Source organism: Mechercharimyces mesophilus (assembly GCF_059818345.1).
In genome coordinates, this window is sequence record NZ_JCBAPH010000004.1 from 95957 (window position 1) to 118964 (window position 23008).

Below are 23008 nucleotides of genomic sequence, written 5' to 3' on the forward strand. Positions count from 1 at the left end.
AGAATTCTAGCAACTTAACATAACCTTTACATTTCGTTTATGATCACGCAAAACGGGAAAGCTATTCTATGAACTGTAGAAGTTATCTCATATTCACCCAAGGGGGAAACATGGTTATGTTAAAACGCACCATACTTCTGATAGGAGTCATTGCTCTCTCTTTCGGAATGATTATTGGTTGTAATGCGAACAATGAGGGAGAGAACGGAAGCAGTGGCGAGAACGGTGAAGCATCTGAAAGCTTGTCTGGAAAAATTATGGTGGATGGTTCCAGCACCGTTTACCCCATTACACAAGCAGTAGCAGAAGAGTTTATGGCCCAACACCCTGAGGTTCAAGTAAATGTATCAACATCTGGAACCGGCGGTGGATTTGAGAAATGGGTAAAAGGTGAAACAGATATTAACGATGCTTCACGTACAATTAAACCAGAAGAAAAAGAAGAAGCATCTGCTAATGGTATTGAGCCACTTGAAATCCCCGTAGCGTTCGATGGGATCACGGTGGTTGTTCATAAAGATAATGACTTCGTCGAAGAGTTGACGATTGAAGAGTTGCAAAAGATTTGGGAACCAGATAGCAAGGTGAAAAACTGGAGCGACGTTCGTTCCGACTTCCCAGATGAGCCCATTAAATTATACGGTCCAGGAACCTCCTCTGGAACCTTCGATTACTTCACAGATGCAGTTGTGGGAGAAGAAGGTAAAAGCCGTACGGATTATACACAAAGTGAAGATGATAACCAGTTGGTGTTAGGTGTATCTGAAGATAAATACAGCTTGGGATACTTCGGTTATGCTTACTACGTGGAAAACCAAGAAAAGCTAAAAGCGGTCAAGATTAAAGGTGAAGGTGACGCTGTAGAGCCAACAGACGAAACCATTAACGATGAAACCTACCCGCTTGCTCGTCCGGTCTTTATCTATCCAAGTAAGCAATCTCTTGAAAAAGAAGAAGTAAAGGCGTTTATTGAGTACTACCTCACTGATGGTACAGAATTGATCCCCTCTGTGGGTTACATCAAATTACCAGCAGAGAAGTACGAGGAAGGCCTGAACATGATTAAGTAAGGGATAAGTAACGAGGCGGAGCGTGTGGCGTTCACTGGGAAGCACCCTGTGAGTGTCGCACGTTTGCCGTGTTTATGAAAGGAGAGAAAAAGATGGATCGAACGGCACAAACTAGCGGGAATCGGTTCCGGACACCCAAAACTAGGAAGAATCGAGTGGAAGCACTCATTCCAAAAGTGCTATTATTGATGGCACTTGTTTCTGTTTTTACGACCATCGGTATCGTTCTTACTTTGTTATTTGAGACGATGGCCTTTTTTAAGGAGGTCTCTTTCATTGAATTCGTGACGGCCGATCAGTGGACGGCACTCTTTAGTGGAGAGCAACAACAATTTGGTGTGAAGTCGCTTGTTGCGGGTACGCTATTGATTACAGTAGGAGCATCCTTCGTAGCCATTCCTATTGGAATGGGTAGTGCCATTTTCCTAAGTGAATATGCTCCAGAACGTTTGCGTCGTGTGATAAAGCCAATTTTAGAAGTACTCGCTGGGATTCCTACCATTGTTTACGGTTTTTTTGCCTTAACTTTTGTTACGCCGATCTTGCGAAGCTTTTTTCCGGACATGGGAGTCTTTAACGCGTTAAGTGCCAGCCTTGTAGTGGGAATCATGATTATCCCCATGATTGCTTCTTTATCGGAAGACGCGATGCGCTCTGTCCCTCGAGGAATGAGAGAAGCAGCCTATGCGCTAGGCGCGACGAAGTTGGAAGTAGCGATAAAAGTGGTTGTGCCAGCAGCCTTATCGGGTATTGTGGCTTCGTTTGTACTCGGTATATCGCGAGCCATTGGAGAGACAATGATTGTAACCATTGCCGCCGGATCGACCCCTAACCTAACCTTAAATATGACTGAATCGATTCAGACGATGACAGGCTATATGGTGCAGGCTGCAACAGGGGATAATACGTATGGTAGTACTCCTTATCTATCCATTTATGCTGTGGGAATGACTTTATTCCTATTTACTTTCTTAATGAACATGTTGGCGCAGTTTATTGCTCGTCGCTATAAGGAGGAATATTGATGCGGGGAGAATCGATCAGCGAAAATCAAAATGTATCTTCACAAGGGAATCATTCGGCCAATGCAGAACGAAAGCGGATTGCGCTACGTCGCATGAAAAACCGCTTAGCCCATGGGCTGTTTTTATTAGCGACACTATTTGGCATCGTTGTGCTTGTGATCTTGTTATTCGATGTCTTTCGTGATGGGTGGGGATGGATTACTCCTCACTTCTTTGAAAACTTTGCCTCTCGTCTTCCTGATAGGGCAGGGATTAAAGCAGCCTTATGGGGCTCGATTTGGGTAATAAGTTTGACTGCGCCTCTTACATTTATCTTTGGGGTGGCAACTGCGATTTATCTAGAAGAATATGCGAAAAAGAATTGGTTTAGCCGTTTGATTCAATTAAATATTAGTAATCTGGCAGGGGTTCCGTCGATTGTGTTCGGGATATTAGGTCTCACCTTGTTTGTGCGGCAGTTGGGTCTTGGTCCAAGCATCTTGGCAGGAGCATTTACGATGTCATTGCTCGTGTTGCCGATTGTGATCGTAGCTTCTCGTGAAGCGATTATTAGTGTACCCTCCGCTTTACGTCATGCCTCCTTTGCAATGGGAGCGACACGCTGGCAAACCATTCAAAAGGTGGTTCTTCCTTACGCTATGCCAGGAATTTTGACCGGGACGATTCTGGCGCTTTCGCGTGCGATTGGAGAGACAGCTCCGCTCATTATGATCGGTGCAGCAACTTATGTTGCTTTTACACCAGGTAGTGTGATGGATTCCTTTACTGTACTCCCCATCCAGATTTATAGTTGGGTCGGTATGCCGAAAGAAGAATTCCAATACTTGGCGGCGGCCGGTATCATTGTCTTATTAGGTGTCTTATTAACTATGAATGCATTAGCTATTTTTCTACGTAATAAATTCCAGCAAAAATAGGGGAGGGCTCTGGTGATGGCAGATGTAGCAATTTCAGTGAACAATCTTGATTTATTCTATGGAGAGAAACAAGCGCTCAATCAAATTTCGATGGATATCGAACCTTATTCCATTTCTGCGCTAATCGGCCCATCGGGCTGTGGAAAGTCAACTTTTTTACGTACGCTAAACCGTATGAATGATATGATTGAGGGTGTCCGTATTAAAGGGGATATCACGATTCATGGCGAAAATATATATGATAAACAAGTGGACGTAGAATCTCTACGAAAGCAAGTGGGCATGGTGTTTCAATCCCCCAATCCCTTTCCCAAGAGCATCTACGATAATGTCGCTTATGGCCCGCGCATTCATGGCATTCGCGATCGTAAAAAACTGGATGAAATCGTGGAGAAGAGCTTAAAGCAGGCGGCTTTGTGGGATGAGGTGAGTGATCGCTTAAAAGATCGTGCGACGGGGCTTTCTGGTGGACAGCAGCAACGGCTTTGTATTGCCCGTGCATTAGCGGTGGAACCGGAAATTATCCTGATGGATGAGCCTACATCGGCGTTGGACCCGATCTCGACAGCGAAGATTGAAGAATTGCTGCAAGAGCTGAAAAGCGATTATACGATTGTGATTGTTACGCACAACATGCAACAAGCAGCCCGCATCTCAGATAAGACTGCGTTCTTTCTAAATGGAGACCTGATTGAATACAATGAAACCCAGCAACTATTTTCTAATCCTGATGACCAAAAAACGGAGGATTATATTACGGGACGGTTTGGGTAATGGAAGGAGTGAATGGGATGATGAGGCAGTTTGATCAATCCCTACAAGAATTGAAGCAAGCCCTTTTAGCAATGGGTGAAAAGCTAGAGATCGCTATTGATAAGGCGGTTCGGTCGTTGGTTCATCTTGACGCGAATTTGGCACAAGAGGTTTTAGACAAGGATTATGTCATTGACGATATGGAAAATGATATTGATGACATGGTATCCTTGCTCATCGCCACCAGACAACCTGTCGCCACCGATTTACGCAAGGTGATAGCGGCGATGAAGATCGCATCCGATATGGAACGCATGGCTGATTTGGCCGGCAATATTGCACAGATCACGATTAAGTTGGTTAGTGGTGACCAGAAGCTATTTAAAGAGCTAGTTGATATCCCTGAGATGGCGAGAATCACGCAAAAAATGGTGCATGATGGCATCAATAGCTTCATTGATGGAAATGTAGAGCTAGCGCGTGAACTAGCCAAGACGGATGACGAAGTGGATCAAATTTATGAACGAGTGGTGAAAGAGCTACTTCAGCACATGATTGAGCAACAGCAATATACCGAAGTGGCGCTCCAGCTCTGCTTCGTGAGCCGTTACTTGGAACGGATTGCTGACCACGCGACGAATATCGCTGAGAGCATCGTCTATATTGAAACAGGCAAGCGTGTCGATCTAAATTAAAGATAAGAAGAAAAAGGCATGTCGATCGTTGATCCTCAACAGGGTATAGACGATGTCATGCCTTTTTTCTATGGTTTCCTATATCTGAATGGTCTTAGACGCCAACTTCTTTCCCATCAGAGGGAGTCCATTTGCTCTTATTTCGAAGTGGCAGCACGAGCTGAATCTAGTTTGATCGTGTATGCGTGTTCGATATAAGAATCATGTGAATCATGAATCTTCTCTATCCTTGGGGCATAAACTAGCGGGAGAGAAGGGGAGATGTTTAGTGAATATTCTATATTCTACTTACCTTGCGGGAAGGGCATCAGATGTTGGGCTGGCTATCACGGCCGATTCAGACGGGAATGCGTATGTGACGGGCGGGACAAGTTCAAGTGATTTTCCGCTGACGACAGGTGCATTTCAGTCGATTTTTGGCAGGGGAACGGATGTATTTATTACAAAGTTGAATAGTACGGGAACCTCTCTTGTGTTCTCTACTTTTTTGGGTGGCAACCGAGAAGAGCGGGCCTTTGGAATTGCACTAGATGTCTCTAATAATGTATTCGTCTCGGGGACGACCATTTCTCCTAATTTTCCAGTGACGGCGGGTGCATTTCAGACTAGGCTACGTGGACCCTCTGATGCTTTTGTCTCTAAGCTAAATCAGACAGGAACTTCACTTATCTATTCCACCTACTTAGGGGGGAGTAGCTTTGAGCCAAGTGCGAGTATTGCAGTGGATGCGGTAGGAAGTGCCTATGTGTCTGGAGCAACGGAATCAGCTGATTTTCCTGTCACGACAGGTGCTTTTCAGACAACTTTGAATGGAAGTGAAGATGTATTTGTGACGAAATTAAGTGTCACCGGGAGTTCGCTTCTGTATTCTACCTATATTGGAGGCTCTGAAGAAGACTTTGGCGAGGATATTGCTATTGATGAGTCCAATAACGTGTATGTTACCGGATTTACGGATTCTCCAAACTATCCGGTCACGTCAGGTGCTTTTCAGACGATTACGCAAGGATTAACAAGTGCCTTTATTACCAAGTTAAATGCAACGGGCTCTGCCCTTGTCTATTCGACATTTCTAGGGGGAAGCGGTGGTGATGGTGGCTGTGGAATTACGGTCGATTCCTTCGGCAATGCCTATGTGACTGGAAGTACGTTTTCGGGAGATTTTCCGATTACGGAGGTTGCCTTTCAGACGTTCAACACTGCGGAAAGTGGGATTACCTTTGTCTCAAAATTAAATGAGGCGGGAAGCAATCTGAAATTCTCCACTTTATTAGGGGGCAGTGTGTCAGGTGGAGGGAGTGCGGTGGGGCTTGATTCTTTTCGTAATGTGTGGGTGATTGGGTTTACACTCTCCCCTAACTTTCCTCTTACTTCGGATGCGTATCAGGCGCATATAGGGAAAGTAGGAATGTTAGGGAATATGAGTTTTTTTGTTACGCAATTAAGTTCTAGTGGTAGAGGCATCATGTATTCTACTTTCTTAGGAGGAACAGAAAATGATCTGGGAACGAGCCTCTTTGTTGATCGCAGTGACAACGTCTACGTAACCGGTATTGTTCAGTCTGCCAATTTCCCTACAACAGACGGTGTCTTTCAGGAGAGTCCTCCACCCAAAGAGAATTTTTTTGATTCTTCTGTTGCGGTTACCCGATTTTCGCCTACAGATGCAAGGGGCCCAACGGGTGCCACGGGTCCTACAGGCCCTCGCGGTCCCCGTGGGCCCAGAGGAGCGCGAGGGCCACGAGGAGAGGGAGGGGAGATTGGGGGATAGGTTGCTTGATGGTTCCAGCTTTGCTGCTTTTTAAGAGAAAGAATTCTTCTTACGCTTTTTTCGTTCTTGTTGACGAAGGGGAGCCGTTTGATGAAGCTTCTCTTCTTCTGGTGTGGTCGGAAGAACAGGCGGGACAGGAGTGGATTTTCCATTTTCATCAATAGCAACCATGGTTAAAAAGGAGGTCGTGGTCACCTCTCGATTGCCTGTGGAAATATCCTCATGGAGTACTTTGCAATAGACTTCCATGGATGTTCGTCCTGTCCAGGAAACAAACGCTTCGAGGGTTATAATATCTCCTTCGCGGACCGGAGAGAGGAAATCGACGGAATCGATGGATGCGGTGACGACGGTTTTGCCACAATGGCGCATAGCGGCGATCGCGGCCACTTCATCAATAAAGGCAAGAACTTTGCCACCAAAAACATTGCCTAGGTAGTTGGTGTCTGGAGGCAAGACAATTTTGGATTGAATGGTACGAGATTGCTCACATGTGACTGGTTTCAAGGAAAGTCCTCCTCACCTTTGTGTTAAGTAAATGATTTTCTTCTTTCATCCTGTTTATTTTATCATAGTAGGTATAGATGAATATATGTAGGCAGTCATCAAGGGTATGAACGACGTAATTAGTACGTGTGGGTATTTACGCTCATTCGTGATTCCGTGTTCGCATGTGTCTTTGTCCTGGAAGCACGATAAGCCTGCATGGTACAATAGAGGCAGAATAGTAGGCCGTTTGTTTTGGTTCAAAACGGGTTCTCCAAGGAGGTTTAGGCTGATTTTAAGCCGTATAAAATGAAGAAGTTGATCTTAGTCGATGGCAACAGCATTGCCTTTCGTGCCTTTTATGCACTCCCATTATTGTCGAATAAGTCGGGGCTGTTTACCAACGCAGTGTACGGTTTTACGATGATGTTAATGAAGCTGATGGAGGAAGAGAAACCAACCCATCTGTTTGTGGCTTTTGATGCGGGTAAAGAAACCTTTCGTCATAAACAGTACAAGGAATATAAAGGGACCCGTCAGAAAACGCCGGGGGAGTTGTCGGAACAATTACCTCTAATGAGAGAAGTATTAGATGCATTTGGCATTCATCATTATGAGAAAAAACAATATGAAGCAGATGATATTATCGGTACACTGGCTCGCACGATGGGGCAAGAAGCGGATGAAACGTTGATTGTGACAGGAGATAAGGACTTGTTGCAGTTAGTCAATGATAAAGTCACCCTTCTGATGACCAAAAAAGGAGTGACGGATGCGATCCGTTATGATCCCGCCAAAATCGAAGAACAGTATGGTCTAAAGCCAGATCAGATCCGTGATTTGAAAGGATTGATGGGGGATTCTTCCGATAATATCCCGGGGATTCCTGGAGTGGGTGAAAAGACGGCACTTAAATTGTTGCATCAGTTCGAGACAGTGGAAAATGTATTGACTCATATTGATGACCTTCCAGGAAAGAAACTGAAGGAAAAGGTGGAAGAGTATCAAGAACAAGCCCGTTTGAGTAAAGAACTAGCAACGATCTATCGAGAAGTGCCACTCGATTTGACGCAAGACGATTTGCGGTGTGATGAACCCAATCACGATTCCCTACGTGAGCTATTTCAAAAATTAGAGTTCAAAAAGCTGTTGGAGAGGCTAGAACCAGGCACTGGACAAGCTGATGAGAAGGAAGAAAGCTTGGATGAGGTTTCGTATGAAATCATAACCGAGCCAAATGCCACATGGGAAGAATGGTTACAACAAGAGAAGCTTGCTCTCTTTGTCGAATTAACCGATGAACATTATCATCACGGCGAGGTGGTGGGTCTCTTTATCTCGGATGGAGAAAAAGGAATGTATGTTTCCTCGGAAGTACTCTCCAGATGGGAGGCATGTCAAAATTGGCTGGCGAATGAGAAACAAGCAAAAGTGGTGTATGATGCGAAAAGAACCCAAGTAGCATTGGCAAGAGAAGGCATTGACACGATCGGACTTACCTTCGATATCTTATTGGCGGCTTATCTATTAGATCCATCCGAATCAGGGCCTTCTTTGAGTGGGATTGTGAGTCAGTATTTAGGTGGAGGTCTTCCTGATGATGAAACCGTTTATGGTAAAGGGGCTAAGCGGAAAGCCTTAACTGGGGAAGCCTTAGCCGAACATCTCGCAAGGAAGACGCAATCCCTTATCCGTTTGCAACCCATTTTGGAGAAAGAGCTTAAAAACGATCAGTTGGATGAGCTTTTCTATGGGATAGAAATGCCGTTAGCGGATGTATTGGGACGCATGGAGAGAGATGGAGTGAAGATTGACGTGGAGCAGCTCCATGCGTTAGGCGATGAGTTGCGAACGCGCTTAGAAGAGCTGACCCGTACCATTTATGAGTTGGCTGGTACAGAGTTTAACATCAACTCTCCCAAGCAGTTGGGTGAGATCTTATTTGATAAGTTGGGCCTTCCCGTCATGAAAAAGACGAAGACGGGGTATTCCACCAGTGCGGATGTACTAGAAAAACTGGCACCACAGCATGAAGTGGTAGAGTATATCTTGCATTATCGGCAAGTGGGCAAGCTGATTTCCACCTATGTGGATGGATTGTTAAAGGTTATTGAACCCGAGACAGAAAAGATTCACACCCAGTTTAATCAGGCGATTACGGCCACGGGACGACTAAGTAGTACACATCCCAACTTACAAAACATCCCCATACGTTTAGAAGAAGGTCGCAAGCTTCGCCGCGTATTTGTACCCACGGAACCGGAGTGGTTCATGTTGGCGGCGGACTATTCACAAATCGAATTGCGTATTCTGGCTGATATTTCGGGAGACAAGAATTTGATCGAAGCTTTTACTCAGGGCCGGGATATTCATACGCAAACGGCAATGGACATCTTTGGTGTCGATGATGATGAAGTAACCCCTCTTTTGCGGAGTCAAGCGAAAGCAGTGAATTTCGGGATCGTCTACGGGATAAGTGATTATGGTCTATCACAAAACCTGAACATTACGCGCAAGGAAGCAGGCGCGATCATCGAAAAATATTTTGAGAGTTACCCAGATGTGAAAGCCTACCTAGATGGAGTGATCGAGCAAGCGAAAAAAGAAGGCTATGTGACAACGCTCTTTCATCGTCGCCGCTTTTTGCCGGATATTCATTCGTCTAATTTTAACCGCCGTAGCTTTGCTGAACGTACAGCCATGAATACACCGATTCAGGGCTCCAATGCCGATATCATCAAAAAGGCGATGGTAAGCATGGATCGCAAGCTACAGGAACAAGGATTAAAAAGCCGTATGTTGCTACAAGTTCATGATGAACTGGTCTTCGAAGTGCCACCGGAGGAACGGGAAGAATTGACCGCCTTGGTGACGGAAGTGATGGAAAGTGCGATTCAGCTTTCTGTCCCGCTCAAGGTGGATGTGAGTAGTGGTGCTTCTTGGTATGAAGCGAAGTAAGGAAGAGGTTGCGATAGACGTAAAGGAGTAGGAGATAGAAAATGCCAGAATTACCAGAAGTGGAAACGGTAAAACGTACATTAAGTGAATTGATCATCGGAAAAACGATTGAAGATGTGGTGATAACGCTGCCACGGATTATTCAGGAACCACAAGAACCGGAAGCTTTTCGCCTTTGTTTGCTCGGCACCACGATTCGTGGACTGGGGCGGAAAGGGAAGTTTCTCCTGATTCATTTTGACGATTGGGTGCTGGTTTCTCATTTGCGTATGGAAGGCAAGTACCGTGTGGAAGAAAAGACAGAACCGGTTGCCAAACACACCCATGTTCGTTTCACTTTTACTGATGGCACGGAATTACGCTATTTGGATGTACGTCAATTTGGGACGATGCATATTTTTCGTCGAGGAGAAGAAGAGGAAGTGGCTCCGCTCAATAAATTAGGTCCGGAACCGCTCACCCCTGATTTTAATTTACAACGTTTTTCAGAAGGGATGAGCAGACGAAAAACGTCCATAAAAGCACTGCTCCTTAACCAGTCCTTCATTGCGGGCCTGGGGAATATCTATGTGGACGAAGCTTTGCATTTAGCGAAGATTGATCCGGCGCGAACCGCCCCCTCCCTTACACCGTTAGAAAAGGAGAAGCTCTTTCATAGTATTGAGGCGACGCTGGAAAAAGCGATTGCTGTTGGAGGCTCTTCTGTTCGTTCCTACGTGAATGGAAATGGGGAGATGGGGATGTTCCAATTGCAGATTCAAGTTTATGGCCGCAAGGAGGAACCGTGTCTCCAATGTGGAACCCCCATCAGGCGCACAGTAGTAGCAGGACGAGGAACGCATTATTGTCCCCAGTGTCAGGGGTAAAGAGTGTTCGAGGTTCATTGCGGTTCAGCACACCTTTCCGCCCTTTTCCATAAGATAGGTTAGGATATCGGTCGGAGGGAGAGGATGGAAGGTGTGGACCCTGCTACCGTTGCTTTTTATTTCTTTTGCTATCAGTATGGATAGCTTTGGTGTCGGTTTAACCTATGGAATGAGAGGTATGCGGCTTCCACTTACATCCATTGTGATTATTGCCGGTTGCTCAGGTCTCATGATGGCCCTATCGATGGCGGCCGGACAATGGTTGGAGTATTGGTTTTCTGTCGACAGTAGTAGGTATTGGGGAGCATCGATATTGATTCTACTCGGTGCATGGAGTCTCGTACAAGGATGGAAACAATCACGGAAAGCAGAAGATCCGAGTCATATGGTAACGCTTTCGAAGGAAAGAGAGATTTTCTCCCTTGAATTGCGCGCGTTAGGTTTAATGATCCAAATTCTAAAAAAACCGATGACAGCGGATCGGGATCAATCGGGGACAATTTCTTCTCCAGAAGCTCTCCTCTTAGGAATGGCCTTATCTCTAGATGCTTTTGGAGCGGGAATAGGAGTAGCACTGCTGGGGTACCCATCTTGGCCGGTTGCTATTATGATTGCTATCATGTGTGCTCTTTTTCTACGTGTGGGTATGGAAGTGGGTTTTCACTTGCAACACCGGGGCAAGCTACGCTTTATGAAATATGTTCCAGGATTGATCCTTATCCTGATTGGCATAGTAAAAGGCTTAACTAGCGTATAAAGGAGGGTGGTCCATGATTATTGGTTTGACGGGGGGAATCGCAACGGGGAAAAGTACCGTTGCTGATTGGCTAAAGGAGAGAGGGGCGATCCTCATTGATGCGGACCAAGTGGCGCGAGATGTGGTTGAGCCAGGTACCGTTGGGATACAAAAAGTAAGAGACCGCTTTGGTGAAGAAGTGATTACTGCTGACGGTGCGTTGGATCGCAGACAACTACGTGCCATCGTCTTTCAGGATAAAACACTGCGTTTGGCGTTGAATGAAATCTTGCATCCACTGATTCGACAAGAAATGAAGAGACGAATGAAACAGTACGCCGAAGCAGACCCGGAAGCCATCATCGTTCTGGATATCCCTCTTCTCTACGAGTCAGAATTGACGTACATGGTGGAAAAGGTGATCGTGGTTTACGTTCCAGAAGAGCTACAGCTGGAGCGCCTTATGGCGCGCGATCAAATGGGACAAGCTGAGGCGATAAAGATGATAAAGGCGCAACGGCCCATTGAGGAGAAAAAAGAGTTAGCCGATTATTGTATCGATAATTCCGGTGAGTTAACGGAAACAGAAAGTCAGGTGGATCAACTATGGAAACAACTCGAACAGATCAAAAGCGGTCCAACTCTCGGCGGAGCATGATTTCCTCAGTCCGGACAATTCTGATCGTCGTGCTAGTCGGTCTTACTCTGATTGTCTTGTTGACACCCTATTATAATAAATGGATGTATCCACTGGCGTATGAAGAGGAGATATCCTATAGTGCAGATGCCCATGGGATTGACCCCTACCTCGTAATGGCCGTTATTCGTGTGGAGAGTCGTTTTCGACCAGAGAATGAGTCACATAAAGGAGCACAGGGTCTCATGCAATTGATGCCCGATACGGTGACGCATATTGTAGATGATGCTGAATTCTCTCCATCATTTAGCCAATCGGTCAATGACCCAGCTATTAATATTCATATGGGAACGTGGTATTTGTCTTGGCTGGAACAGGAGTTTCATGGGAACCAATTAGCGATGATTGCCGCCTATAATGCAGGACCAGGAAATGTGAAGAAATGGATGGGAGAAGGTACTTGGGATGGAACAAAAGAGAATATTGACCAGATCCCTTTTGGTGAAACAAGGAACTATGTACAAAAAGTTATGTTTTATTACGAACGCTATCAAACCGTATACGGAGAGGTAAATATGGACCCAATTTCCCGCGATCAGCAAGAATAGACGCGGGTTTTCCTTTATTTTGCATTGCAATATGTGTCATACTGATTATAATAATAGGAGGAATTATTGTGTGATATTTGAGGGAAGGGGTTTTTTTATTATGACTACACGCATCGCTATTAATGGATTTGGACGTATTGGACGCATGGTCTTTCGTAAAGCCATGCATGATCAGAATATAGATATTGTAGCCGTCAACGCAAGTTACCCAGCAGAAACCCTGGCTCATCTTTTGAAGTATGACACGCTTCATGGGGCACTAACAGATGAGATTCAAGCGGTTGAAGAAGGTTTATTAATAAATGGGAAGTTCGTACAATTAGTTTCTGACCGGGACCCTGCTCGGTTGCCTTGGAATGACCTCGATATTGACGTCGTAGTAGAGGCGACCGGGAAATTTCGTGATCGTGAAGGAGCAGGTCGTCACCTGCAAGCGGGAGCGAAGAAAGTAGTGATTACGGCTCCGGGGAAACAGGAAGATGCAACCATCGTCATCGGTGTGAACGAGAAAGATTACAACCCACAAGATCACCACGTTGTTTCCAATGCTTCTTGTACCACGAACTGCCTCGCACCCGTAGCCAAGGTCCTGCATGACACTTTTGGGATTGAACACGGGTTGATGACAACGGTTCATGCGTATACCAATGATCAAAAGAACTTGGACAATCCGCATAAAGATCTTCGGCGGGCACGTGCCTGTGGACAATCCATCATTCCGACTAAGACAGGTGCCGCTCGTGCAATTAGTCAGGTATTGCCAGAGTTAGAAGGCCGTATGAATGGGATTGCCTTACGTGTTCCGACACCCAACGTTTCCATCGTCGACTTGGTCGTTGACTTGAATCAAGAGGTTACGGCAGAAGAGGTTAACCGGGCTTTGAAGCAAGCGGCAGATACATCAATGACTGGAGTTCTTCAATATACAGAAGATCCGTTGGTTTCTAGTGACTTTAATGGGAATGATCATTCTGCCATTGTGGATGGACTATCGACGATGGTGACGGGGAAAAAACAAGTGAAAGTGCTTGCATGGTATGACAATGAGTGGGGTTACTCTTGCCGTGTGGTTGACCTCGTACATCTTGTCGGCAAATCAATTGATAAGAAGATTGAAGAAGGGACAACGAGCAAGGCATAAGACCTTGACAACCATCTATGAAATTGGAGAGACTTAAAGGGTAGTCGGATTCGGGAGGGAAAACGAATGCGGTGCCCTTTTTGTCATTTTACAGGTAGCAAAGTATTGGACTCACGGCCCGTGCATGAAGGCCGTTCGATTCGCAGGCGACGTGAATGTGATTCATGTGAACGCCGCTTTACCACTTTTGAGATGGTGGAGATGAAGCCACTCATTGTTGTGAAAAAAGATGGACGACGTGAAGAGTTTGCACGGGAGAAGCTTCTCCATGGTTTGATTCGAGCTTGTGAGAAGAGACCCGTTCCCGTCGGGGAATTAGAAGAAATGGTGGATGATATCGAGAAATCTCTCCGTGAACAAGGAGAAGCGGAAGTCCCTTCACGTGAAATTGGTGAGCGAGTGATGGAACACTTGATTCACGTGGATGAAGTTGCTTATGTGCGCTTTGCTTCTGTTTACCGGCAGTTTCGTGATATCAATGTTTTTGTACAAGAATTGGAAGATTTATTGGATCGATCACGTGATCCCAATTCCCTTACGAAGGAAGAAGAGGACCCCTCGTAAGGGTGACAGCAAGGAAGGTCATTTTGTGATAGTATGGGAAGACAGTTTTGTAGAAAGGCAGGGGGAATGCGATGAATTGGAAAGAGTGTTCACCGCTGGATCTTTTCCGCGTGCGGACAGATCGTCCGCTTCACTTCCATGACATCAATGGGCTTTTGCATCTGTACCAACCCATGATTGGAGCAACAGCCGCTGGTTTATTCTTGACATTGGCGTATCAATCCTCTTTGCATGGTGCAGGAAAAACGGATTGGTACCCTCATCGCTATCTCATGAATTTAACGTCACTCACATTTACACAGATGCTTCAAGCACGCTTTCAACTGGAAGGAGTGGGCCTCATCAGTACCCGTCATACTTATTACCAGGAGAAGCGTTGTTTTGAGTATGAGTGGATTGCGCCCCTTTCCCCTGCGGACTTTTTTGCTAGTGATGTATTAAATGTCACCCTCTATCATCGATTAGGAAAAGAACGTTATCTTCAATTGCGTGAAGCGATGCTTCCTTCTAAAGAAGGAGAGGAGGAAGAGGATACATGGATGGATATTACCAAATCCTTCCAAGAAGTCTTTGGAACCCTCTCTCCTTCAGAGATGAGCGTGGCTTTTGACCTGGAAGCGCCGGCACTCCAAGTGAAATCACCACAAGCTCCATCATTATCACAAGCGGATTCCTTCCTTTCGCCTGTGTCACAAGCAAGCAAGTCGGTAGAGGGCATGCAGGTGAAGAACTCATCCGAGACGGAAGGACCGGATTGGGAATTGATCTACACACGAATGCGTCCGTTACTTAACACAGATGGATGGAATGAATCGGTTAAAGAGCAATTAAGTCAAATCCAACTTTTGTATAAGTTAAGTGATGGGGATTTATTGCGTGCTTTGCAAAATCCTGAGGTGACCGGTGATGGTCAAATTCACATTGAACGCTTGCGATTCTTTGTGCGTAGTGAATTTCAGCTCCAAGCACGGCGATCAGGCGAGTGGATGCAGACTGATTCATATGATACACATGAATCGTCTGCTAAAGTAGAGATTGAAACTCCTACCGTGGCAGAGGAATCAAAGAGAAAAGAAGAACAGAAGGAAGAGACAGAGGAAGAGAAGCATTTTCGCCAATTGGAATCGATCTCGCCTTTGGAGTTTCTATCCTACTACCATCAAGGAACACGTATCCCTAATGCAGATTTAGAGTTGGTTGAGTGTTTGATGAAAGATTATCGTTTGCCACATGGGGTAATCAATGTTTTACTTGATTACGTCCTGCAGACGCATAACAATAAATTGCCACGACCCTTGGTAGAAAAAATTGCGGGACACTGGAAGCGCCAACGTGTGCAAACAGTGACCGAAGCGGTTGAGTTAGCATTGGAGGAACGGCAGACACAGCAAAGTAAGAAACCGTCTGCTAAAGGAAGGCGATCGACTCCTGTTAAGACGGACAAGCTACCTGCTGCAGTCGCTAAAACGAAGAGCGGAGAGAAGCCATCCCCAGCGAAAGAAGAGTGGGAGGCAGATCCGCAAGCACAGGCAGAGATTATGGAGCAACTAACGCGTATGCGTAGCAGGTTGGATCAACGAATGCGAGAAAAGAGGCAAAGTAAATGAAACGAGTAGGGGAAACCTTGGGGAACAAAGAGGTGCATATCGGGAAAAAAAGAGCGAGTGAGCATCTTCAGTCCCTGCTCCAGCATCCGCTTCTGCAGGAATTCCGAGGTCATCATCCTCAGCTTACTCGCGAGGTCTACGCTCGATCTCTCTTGCACCTTCGTCAATATGTAAAAGAGCAGGAAAATTGCATGCAATGCCCGGGCTTGGAGAAGTGCCCAAACTTGATGCAAGGGCACCAGCCAGATTTGGTATATCAAGCCCAATATCTTGAAGTGCGTATGCGTCCATGTGCCAAGTGGAAAGCCCATCAACGACGACAACAAAAAGAGAAGTTAATCCAGAGCCACTATATTCCTAAGGATATCTTGGAGGCTACGTTTGAAACGATTACCGCCAATCCAGCGAGGATTGCAGCGGTGCAAGCAGCGATTCATTTCTGCGATCAATTTGCCGATGAAATTCCGCCGAAAGGGCTTTATCTCTACGGTGACTTTGGTGTGGGGAAAAGTCGGATTGCCGGCGCAATTGCACAAGATTTAACGCGTCATGACGTTGATTCGCTGATGGTGTATGTACCCGACTTTATGCGAGAGATCCGTGATGCTATTCATGATGGTTCCCTAAGTGAAAAACTGGATGCATTGAAGAAAGCAACGGTTTTGATTTTAGATGATATTGGGGCAGAAACACTCACACCATGGATTCGGGACGAAGTGTTGGGAGCGATCTTGCAATACCGTGTGGCAGAAGGCTTACCCGTCGTTTACACTTCCAATATGGCTCCGGAAGAGCTGACGGATCACTTGGCGTATTCCAATAAAGGTGGCGTAGAACGTACCAAAGCGCTACGGATTATGGAACGTATTTCTCATTATGTGAGCCCCGTTTTGGTAGAGGGACCCAATCGGCGTGGAAAAAAATAAAATTATTTTAGATAAAATGCTTGCACAGGGTATAGGATCGTGGTACAATATTTTTTGTCAGCAAATAAAAGTGGTTCGATAGCTCAGTCGGTAGAGCAGAGGACTGAAAATCCTCGTGTCGGCGGTTCGATTCCGTCTCGAACCACCATAAGCGGAAGTGGCTCAGCGGTAGAGCATCGCCTTGCCAAGGCGAGGGTCGCGGGTTCGACTCCCGTCTTCCGCTCCATGTTTGCCGGGGTGGCGGAATAGGCAGACGCACGGGACTTAAAATCCCGGGGTGGGTTCCCACCGTGTCGGTTCGAGTCCGACCCTCGGTACCAAGCGCAACCTTCTTTGATCAAAGAGATCAAGGAAGGTTTTTTGATGTGTTTAAAAAACTGTGGAAGTGACGAGTGGCTTTAGAGGAAGGGACATTTTCGGTAGAGAAACTTCCTTTTAGGAGAGAGGCACGATTCTTATAGCTAGGAAGGATGCGGTTTCCTTCTTATGAGTGGAGAGAATGGGATTGAGGCTTGACAGATGAACGGAAAGTGGGTAGGATTGTGAATGAGAATCATTTTCAATTCAATTATACCAGAGTCTCTCAAGGGGAAACCGCTGGCCCATCTCCCAATCACTCTAAGGATGAGTTTTCATCCCTATCTTCAACGGCCGATTTCTCATCAGTGGAAATGAGTTGCATCACATAGAGGCTTTTCATAGAAAACTTTTTAGGTGACAAATATAACTACTTTACATATGAGAGGAAGAGAAAAATGCATACCTTAGAAGCGATTAAAACCAGACGAACCATTGGCAAAGTGAAACCGGACCCTGTACCCAAGGAGGTTATTTTAGAGTTGTTGGATGCGGCACGGTGGGCACCGAACCACTACTATACCGAACCTTGGAAATTTTTTGTTCTTACAGGAGAAGGACGCCGTCCTTTAGGGCGAACCCTCGCTGAGATCGCCAAAGAAAAATTGGATGATCCCACGAGTGCAGAAGGTCAAGAGAAGTTGGAGAAGGTAAGTAAGAAGCCTTTTCGAGCTCCGGTTATTATCGCAGTGGCCCTCACTCCGCCAGAGCATCCCAAATCGATTTGGCTGGAGGACATGGCTACCGTGAGTGCGAGCATCCAGAATCTATTATTAGCAGCGCATGATCAGGGCTTGGGAGCGATTTGGCGTACAGGAAAACCGACCTATCATCCAAAGATGAAAGCGTTGTTTGGATTAAGAGAAGCCGACGAGATGCTGGGCTTTATCTATCTCGGGTATCCAGATATGATGCCGAAAGAAGGGAAGCGTAGACCGTTAAAAGAAAAGACGGTATGGGTAAATGATGATGTGGCTTATGTAGGGTTATAGGGATTATTGATAGTGTAACAGAGGCAAAAACCACCACGACCTGAGGTGGTTTTTGCCTCTGTTTAGTTGGAATGAAATGAACAAAAGGGGAAATCTAACTTCATTGGTATCCGATAGGTAGGGGGTAACCTTTTTATGAGAAGTTTGCCTAACTAACACCACTTACAGCCTTATTCGAAAGGGGGTCAAATCATAAAGAAAATCCAAACGTCGTGTCCATAACAGTCGCTGTGTCTATACAGAAGGCTAAAAACATTAACGCAGTAAAGAATTTGATCCGCAATGGAAGAAGCCATCTTTATGCCTTGATTTACAATAGTGAACGAGGAACCTTGATACTAAGGGAAAGCGAATATAAGCCAACGATGGGTTCCTCTCCCCCGGAGAAGGTTCCGATTGCCGTGATGCTTTTAATATTGCGGAAGGATCTTACGATACCCACATTTTGATTGTCGACGGGTGGTAGTGCGAAACTTCTTGTTCCACCGTTTATCAGTGTTATCACGATGGTGAGAGGTACAGTGGAGGAGGAGGATAATCTCTCCACGGATAGGGTACCTGATAGGATTGGAAATGCGGTTACATTGTTGTATATCTCTAATGAAGGGCTATCCTCTGTTAAAGCAAAGTTTAGCCCTCGAACGGTATCGTTTATCGTAACTTGTGAAGAGAGTTGATTTACTTTTGTGATATTAAACGCTAGTGCCCTGCTTTGGCTGACAGACCTCGTCCTACCCCGTGTCGCTTTTTTAGTGGGTAAAAGGGGAAGAGCCTTACGAGTATACATGTCTTATTCTCCCTCCTTTCTTATATATTTAGTATATTAATAGATAGTGGAAATGGAATAAGCGAATGACTTGTGTGAGGGTGGAGTTTTTTACGATCGCTTAATGCGCTAGGTAATATTGTAAATACATCAAATATAAAATAATTAATTCATATTTAATGGAATTAGTAGATAAATAGGGATCTGTCTCGATGAGAAGAAATCAAATTCTTATATATAATACTATACTATTTATGAATATCTCTAGGTATCTGATAGAATTAGTCGGCGCAAAATGTAGGAATCCTTCATCTCTTGATGTGACAAGGATTGGAGAATGAGCCCTTATATTTTACTCAAATTAATAAAAAAACTCATTGACCCATAAAACTATCGCTATTTATAATCTGGTTATGATTTTAATGACATGGCCAGTTAGAATATGGCAAGTCATGAAAGTCATGAATAGAAGAAGAAAAGTAGAAACTGGGAAGAGGAGTGGACACAGAAATGAAGAGAAGGATCGCAATAGGAACTTTTGCCTCATTATTGGCAATAAACAGTTTGCATCCTCTGGATGTATTTGCTGCTGATCAAGGAAGAACCGAAGAAGAGAGTGGGACTTATTCATCTCTTGAATACGCTAATCTATCCTCTCACTTAAGCCATTTGAATGCTCAATCCATCATGATGCAATCGTATGCACTGGGCTTATTAAAACAGCCTACGGTCGAACTGGAACAAATTCCTACACTATCCTCTCATATTGAACAAGCAAAGAGTAATGCGGTTTACTGGCTGGATACGATCCATCCGCTTGTGATTGAAGCCAACCAAGATGTTATAGGTTTTGATAATAAGTTTCAAAACTACTACAGTTCATTGTATTCGTTAGCGGACGATGTACAAACAGATGAAGCATCTAAAGAGAACCTGCAGTTTGGACTAAACATTCTTGAGCAAGATATTGCTAGTCGAAAAGACTCCGTAGAGAACATCATTGAGAACCTAACGTACTTCAAAGAGTCTTTGCAATCAGACTACAGTCACTTTGTAAACGACGCTGCTCAAGCAAAAGCCCTACTTGAAGGGGAAGAAGGGAAAATTGCCGAGCTAGAAGCACTTTTAGATTCGATTAACGAAGGTATCGAAACAGATGTCAAACTCATCGTAACGGGTACGGTTACATCAATTGCGGGCATCGGATTAATCACAGCCGGTTCGTTTGCAGTCGTTGCTATACCAGAAGGAACTTCTAAAGCGGGGGCAGTGGCGACAATTATCGCAGGTGTCAATATGACGGTAGGCGGAGTTGTCGTGGTGGGATATGCTTCCGACGATTTGATTGAAAAACAAGCAGAACTGGTTCGTGTAGCAAGCGATTTATCGGAGACAGAAGCGGAAGTAGCAACCTTGACGATGGTCAAATCGCAAGTGGATCAATTTGTAGAAAGTATCGATGAAACGATTACAGCACTTGAAGATATCGAACGTGGTTGGGTTGATTTGGGGAACGGCTTTGCAGAGCTAACTGATCGAATCGAAAACGATGTTCATGTGGATAGTGCATTTGTACAGTCTCAGCTTTCTCGCGCACAAGTTTCATGGCAAGAAGTATCCGAAATGGCGAATAAGCTACAAGGTGCTCCCGTCGTAACTGAAGATATCGATCATGAGGAGGAAGAAATATGAAAACAAATAAAAAGGTACTCGTCAGTTCTGCCACACTCGCTCTCGCCCTTTCAGTAAATGCCACGCTACCTACAGACGTTCTGGCAGCAAAATCAGTAGATTCGATTCATGCGAATCAATCCATCAAAACGAAAATGCCCGTCATGCTTGGGACAAATTCTGTGTCAGAAGATTACCTCGGTCCAGAAGGACTGAAACTAGCCATGGAAGATACAGCTTCCAATGCACTCGTGTTGGATGCCTACGCATTAACCATTCTGAAGCAGAAAGATATTTTCTTTCAAAATATCGAGTCGTTAGAAATCAGTGATTTATCGACCTCTTTAACCACTCACCAAACAACTGCGCGTACGAATGCTTCGTATTGGATTGACACGTTGAAGCCTTCTCTGATACAGGTCAACGAAGACATTATCGGATACAATACGAAGTTTCAAAACTATCACGATACGCTTGTCACTTTAGCAGAAAACAACGACAAGGACACACTGAATACTGGCTTGGGTCTTCTTCACGAAGAAATCGTAGAAAATAAGGCTGAAGTTGATGCACTCATTGAGGATTTAACCACATTCAAACACGCTTTGATACATGATGTGCAATCCTTCCGCTCAGACGCGGATACGATTAACTCCATGTTAGCGGGTAATGATGCCCTCATTCCACAGTTGAAGAGTCAGATAAACGCTTACAACAAAGCGATTAACACCGATATTGGGATTATTGCTGGTGGAGCAGTTGGAGAAGTGGTTGGTGTGGCCGCATTTGTAGGAGGGGTCATCTTATTCCCTACGGCTCCTTACTTAGGAGGTGGCCTGATGGTAACAGGGGTAGCTATTGTGGGTGGATCGACGGCTGCGATTATTCTTGCTTCGGAGGATTTGAAAGGTAAACAACAAGCGTTGAAAGATACAACCACTCAACTATCCCAATTAGAAACAGAAGTTGTTGTTCTAGAGACGTTAAATGATCAGGTGCAATATTTTGCTGAGACGATTGATGTTGCGATTAATTCTTTGCAGAATATCTCTGATCAGTGGAATACGCTGGGGAGTAAATACAGTACATTAATCAACACGGTAGAGGATACAAGTGGGGATTTAGGGATCTTTGTTATTCCACAGCTCAACACAGCTAGAGATGACTGGAGTGATATTAAGCTGTATGCCGAAACGCTTTACCAAGATTTAAACTATACCACAGAAGAAATCAAGTAGAATTTACAGAGAATGACCCCCCCCTCCCTTATACCAAATAAGGTGAGGGGGGTCACACGATGACTATAGGGAGATGAGAAGGTGAAAAAGTACTATCTACAAGTTACTATCGGACTATTAACGCTTTTGCTCTTAAATGTCACAGTCTATCCTTCCACTACGTATGCAACAAACGATACGTATTTGGACTCGGGTACAATAAAAGAAACGATGGAGGAGACAACTTCCAATATAGAAAAATTAGATTCATATGCAGACACGATTATTAGCGACTACTCTGTGTTTGAAACCAATATATCTGCTCTACAAATGACAGATATAAAAGATCAGCTTGTGGATCATGGACAAGATGCGCAAGGGCACGCGCATTATTGGAATGATTCATTGAAAGAGGAAGTGAGAGGAACAAACCGTTTGATTATAGATTATCATCATACCTTTATGGAACGATATCAAACACTGACAACACTTATTCAGGAAGAAGAGAATGAACAAATCGCCATCACCTTAGGTCAGCTACAAGATGAGATCAAGCAAAATCAACAACAAGTGGATGGAATTATTGATCAATTAAAGTTATTTAGAGGAGATTTAACCAAAGACGTACGTGCTTTCACAGGCGATTCTGATCAAATCTTAGCTGAATTAGAAGGAGACCAAGCATATATATCCTCACTGGAGAACGAAATTCGGTCATTAAAAAAAGCGATACAGAAAGATAAAGATATCATCCTTGGGGCATCTTTCGGGGGTCTCATTGGCTTGCCATTTGTTATCATGGCACAAAAAGATCTAGAGAAAAAACAGAAGCAGTTAAAAGAGAAAGAAGAGTTGCTCTCCCGAGTAAAACAAGAAATCAAGGTATTAAAAACACTCAATGAGCAGGTAAACAAGTTTACTCATACGATTGATTCTGTTATCGGTTCTTTATCTGAGATGTCCTCTCAATGGTCAACGATGGATAGTAAGCTCACTGTTTTAATTGATCATGTCAACGATGCAGATCCTGCGGTGCCAATATTTTTGCAGGCAGACTTAAACACTGCGAAACAAGACTGGGAAGAAGTTAAGGCTTATGCGGAAGTGTTACTTTCCAGTTAGGGATTCATGATGAATAGAGAACCCAATCCTTCTTTGTCCATTTGGAGGGGTTGGGTAAATCTTTTGCATAAACAGTTGCCAAAACTAATATAATTAATTATAATACTAATTAAGTTAGTTTTA

The 23008-nt window shown here is 44.6% G+C and carries 20 protein-coding genes and 3 tRNA genes; 22 read left to right on the plus strand and 1 reads right to left on the minus strand.

What is annotated here, in order from left to right; translation table 11 throughout:
* The first annotated feature begins 116 nt into the window (after window positions 1-116).
* The 6 genes from AC6RGY_RS11810 to AC6RGY_RS11835 all read left to right on the plus strand — a co-directional run bounded on the left by AC6RGY_RS11810 (window position 117) and on the right by AC6RGY_RS11835 (window position 6231).
* Window positions 117-1070 carry a PstS family phosphate ABC transporter substrate-binding protein gene (locus tag AC6RGY_RS11810; RefSeq protein WP_499863227.1) on the plus strand — a complete coding sequence of 318 codons (954 nt, stop codon included), beginning with the start codon at window positions 117-119 and terminating at the stop codon, window positions 1068-1070.
* 92 nt (window positions 1071-1162) lie between these two features.
* Window positions 1163-2095 carry a phosphate ABC transporter permease subunit PstC gene (gene pstC, locus AC6RGY_RS11815; RefSeq protein WP_499863228.1) on the plus strand — a complete coding sequence of 311 codons (933 nt, stop codon included), beginning with the start codon at window positions 1163-1165 and terminating at the stop codon, window positions 2093-2095.
* A 14-nt stretch (window positions 2096-2109) separates the two neighbouring features.
* On the plus strand, window positions 2110-3012 hold the full coding sequence (gene pstA, locus AC6RGY_RS11820; protein WP_499863395.1) for a phosphate ABC transporter permease PstA: 903 nt from the start codon (window positions 2110-2112) through the stop codon (window positions 3010-3012).
* A 15-nt stretch (window positions 3013-3027) separates the two neighbouring features.
* Window positions 3028-3786, plus strand: a complete 759-nt coding sequence (pstB, locus tag AC6RGY_RS11825; RefSeq protein ID WP_499863229.1) for a phosphate ABC transporter ATP-binding protein PstB — start codon at window positions 3028-3030, stop codon at window positions 3784-3786.
* Window positions 3787-3803: 17 nt separating this feature from the next.
* Window positions 3804-4460, plus strand: a complete 657-nt coding sequence (phoU, locus tag AC6RGY_RS11830; protein WP_499863230.1) for a phosphate signaling complex protein PhoU — start codon at window positions 3804-3806, stop codon at window positions 4458-4460.
* Between the two features lie 268 nt (window positions 4461-4728).
* Window positions 4729-6231 carry an SBBP repeat-containing protein gene (locus tag AC6RGY_RS11835; protein WP_499863231.1) on the plus strand — a complete coding sequence of 501 codons (1503 nt, stop codon included), beginning with the start codon at window positions 4729-4731 and terminating at the stop codon, window positions 6229-6231.
* 30 nt (window positions 6232-6261) lie between these two features.
* Here the strand turns inward: AC6RGY_RS11835 and AC6RGY_RS11840 are convergent, their stop codons facing one another.
* Window positions 6262-6738 (minus strand): acyl-CoA thioesterase, encoded by a 477-nt coding sequence (locus AC6RGY_RS11840; RefSeq protein ID WP_499863232.1) that lies wholly within the window; start codon window positions 6736-6738, stop codon window positions 6262-6264.
* Between the two features lie 288 nt (window positions 6739-7026).
* Here AC6RGY_RS11840 and polA point away from each other — a divergent pair, with 288 nt between their 5' ends.
* The 16 genes from polA to AC6RGY_RS11920 all read left to right on the plus strand — a co-directional run bounded on the left by polA (window position 7027) and on the right by AC6RGY_RS11920 (window position 22885).
* Window positions 7027-9675 (plus strand): DNA polymerase I, encoded by a 2649-nt coding sequence (gene polA, locus AC6RGY_RS11845; protein WP_499863233.1) that lies wholly within the window; start codon window positions 7027-7029, stop codon window positions 9673-9675.
* A 41-nt stretch (window positions 9676-9716) separates the two neighbouring features.
* The gene (gene mutM, locus AC6RGY_RS11850; protein ID WP_499863234.1) at window positions 9717-10541 is read left to right on the plus strand and encodes a DNA-formamidopyrimidine glycosylase; all 825 of its coding nucleotides are present in this window, start codon (window positions 9717-9719) and stop codon (window positions 10539-10541) included.
* A 91-nt stretch (window positions 10542-10632) separates the two neighbouring features.
* Window positions 10633-11298 (plus strand): sporulation membrane protein YtaF, encoded by a 666-nt coding sequence (ytaF, locus tag AC6RGY_RS11855; RefSeq protein ID WP_499863235.1) that lies wholly within the window; start codon window positions 10633-10635, stop codon window positions 11296-11298.
* A gap of 13 nt (window positions 11299-11311) precedes the next feature.
* A complete protein-coding gene (gene coaE / locus AC6RGY_RS11860) occupies window positions 11312-11935 on the plus strand; it encodes a dephospho-CoA kinase (RefSeq protein WP_499863236.1) in 624 nt (207 codons plus the stop codon).
* Window positions 11884-12522 (plus strand): lytic transglycosylase domain-containing protein, encoded by a 639-nt coding sequence (locus AC6RGY_RS11865; RefSeq protein ID WP_499863237.1) that lies wholly within the window; start codon window positions 11884-11886, stop codon window positions 12520-12522. The genes coaE and AC6RGY_RS11865 overlap by 52 nt, the downstream gene beginning before the upstream one ends.
* A gap of 100 nt (window positions 12523-12622) precedes the next feature.
* Window positions 12623-13663, plus strand: a complete 1041-nt coding sequence (locus AC6RGY_RS11870) for a glyceraldehyde-3-phosphate dehydrogenase (RefSeq protein WP_499863238.1) — start codon at window positions 12623-12625, stop codon at window positions 13661-13663.
* 66 nt (window positions 13664-13729) lie between these two features.
* Entirely contained in the window at window positions 13730-14227 is a 498-nt protein-coding gene (gene nrdR / locus AC6RGY_RS11875) for a transcriptional regulator NrdR (RefSeq protein WP_499863239.1), read from the plus strand.
* 71 nt (window positions 14228-14298) lie between these two features.
* Window positions 14299-15834 carry a DnaD domain protein gene (locus tag AC6RGY_RS11880; RefSeq protein ID WP_499863240.1) on the plus strand — a complete coding sequence of 512 codons (1536 nt, stop codon included), beginning with the start codon at window positions 14299-14301 and terminating at the stop codon, window positions 15832-15834.
* Window positions 15831-16760, plus strand: a complete 930-nt coding sequence (dnaI, locus tag AC6RGY_RS11885; RefSeq protein WP_499863241.1) for a primosomal protein DnaI — start codon at window positions 15831-15833, stop codon at window positions 16758-16760. The genes AC6RGY_RS11880 and dnaI overlap by 4 nt, the downstream gene beginning before the upstream one ends.
* A gap of 72 nt (window positions 16761-16832) precedes the next feature.
* A tRNA-Phe gene (locus AC6RGY_RS11890) sits at window positions 16833-16908 on the plus strand.
* 3 nt (window positions 16909-16911) lie between these two features.
* A tRNA-Gly gene (locus AC6RGY_RS11895) sits at window positions 16912-16986 on the plus strand.
* A 5-nt stretch (window positions 16987-16991) separates the two neighbouring features.
* Window positions 16992-17080: transfer RNA gene (locus tag AC6RGY_RS11900), tRNA-Leu, on the plus strand.
* A gap of 435 nt (window positions 17081-17515) precedes the next feature.
* The gene (locus AC6RGY_RS11905) at window positions 17516-18109 is read left to right on the plus strand and encodes a nitroreductase family protein (protein WP_499863242.1); all 594 of its coding nucleotides are present in this window, start codon (window positions 17516-17518) and stop codon (window positions 18107-18109) included.
* 1276 nt (window positions 18110-19385) lie between these two features.
* Complete coding sequence (locus AC6RGY_RS11910; RefSeq protein WP_499863243.1) at window positions 19386-20567, plus strand: HBL/NHE enterotoxin family protein; 1182 nt, start codon at window positions 19386-19388, stop codon at window positions 20565-20567.
* On the plus strand, window positions 20564-21784 hold the full coding sequence (locus AC6RGY_RS11915; RefSeq protein WP_499863244.1) for a ClyA family alpha-helical pore-forming toxin: 1221 nt from the start codon (window positions 20564-20566) through the stop codon (window positions 21782-21784). Before AC6RGY_RS11910 ends, AC6RGY_RS11915 begins: the two co-directional genes overlap by 4 nt.
* Before the next feature lie 81 nt (window positions 21785-21865).
* On the plus strand, window positions 21866-22885 hold the full coding sequence (locus AC6RGY_RS11920) for a ClyA family alpha-helical pore-forming toxin (RefSeq protein ID WP_499863245.1): 1020 nt from the start codon (window positions 21866-21868) through the stop codon (window positions 22883-22885).
* Window positions 22886-23008: the final 123 nt, after the last annotated feature.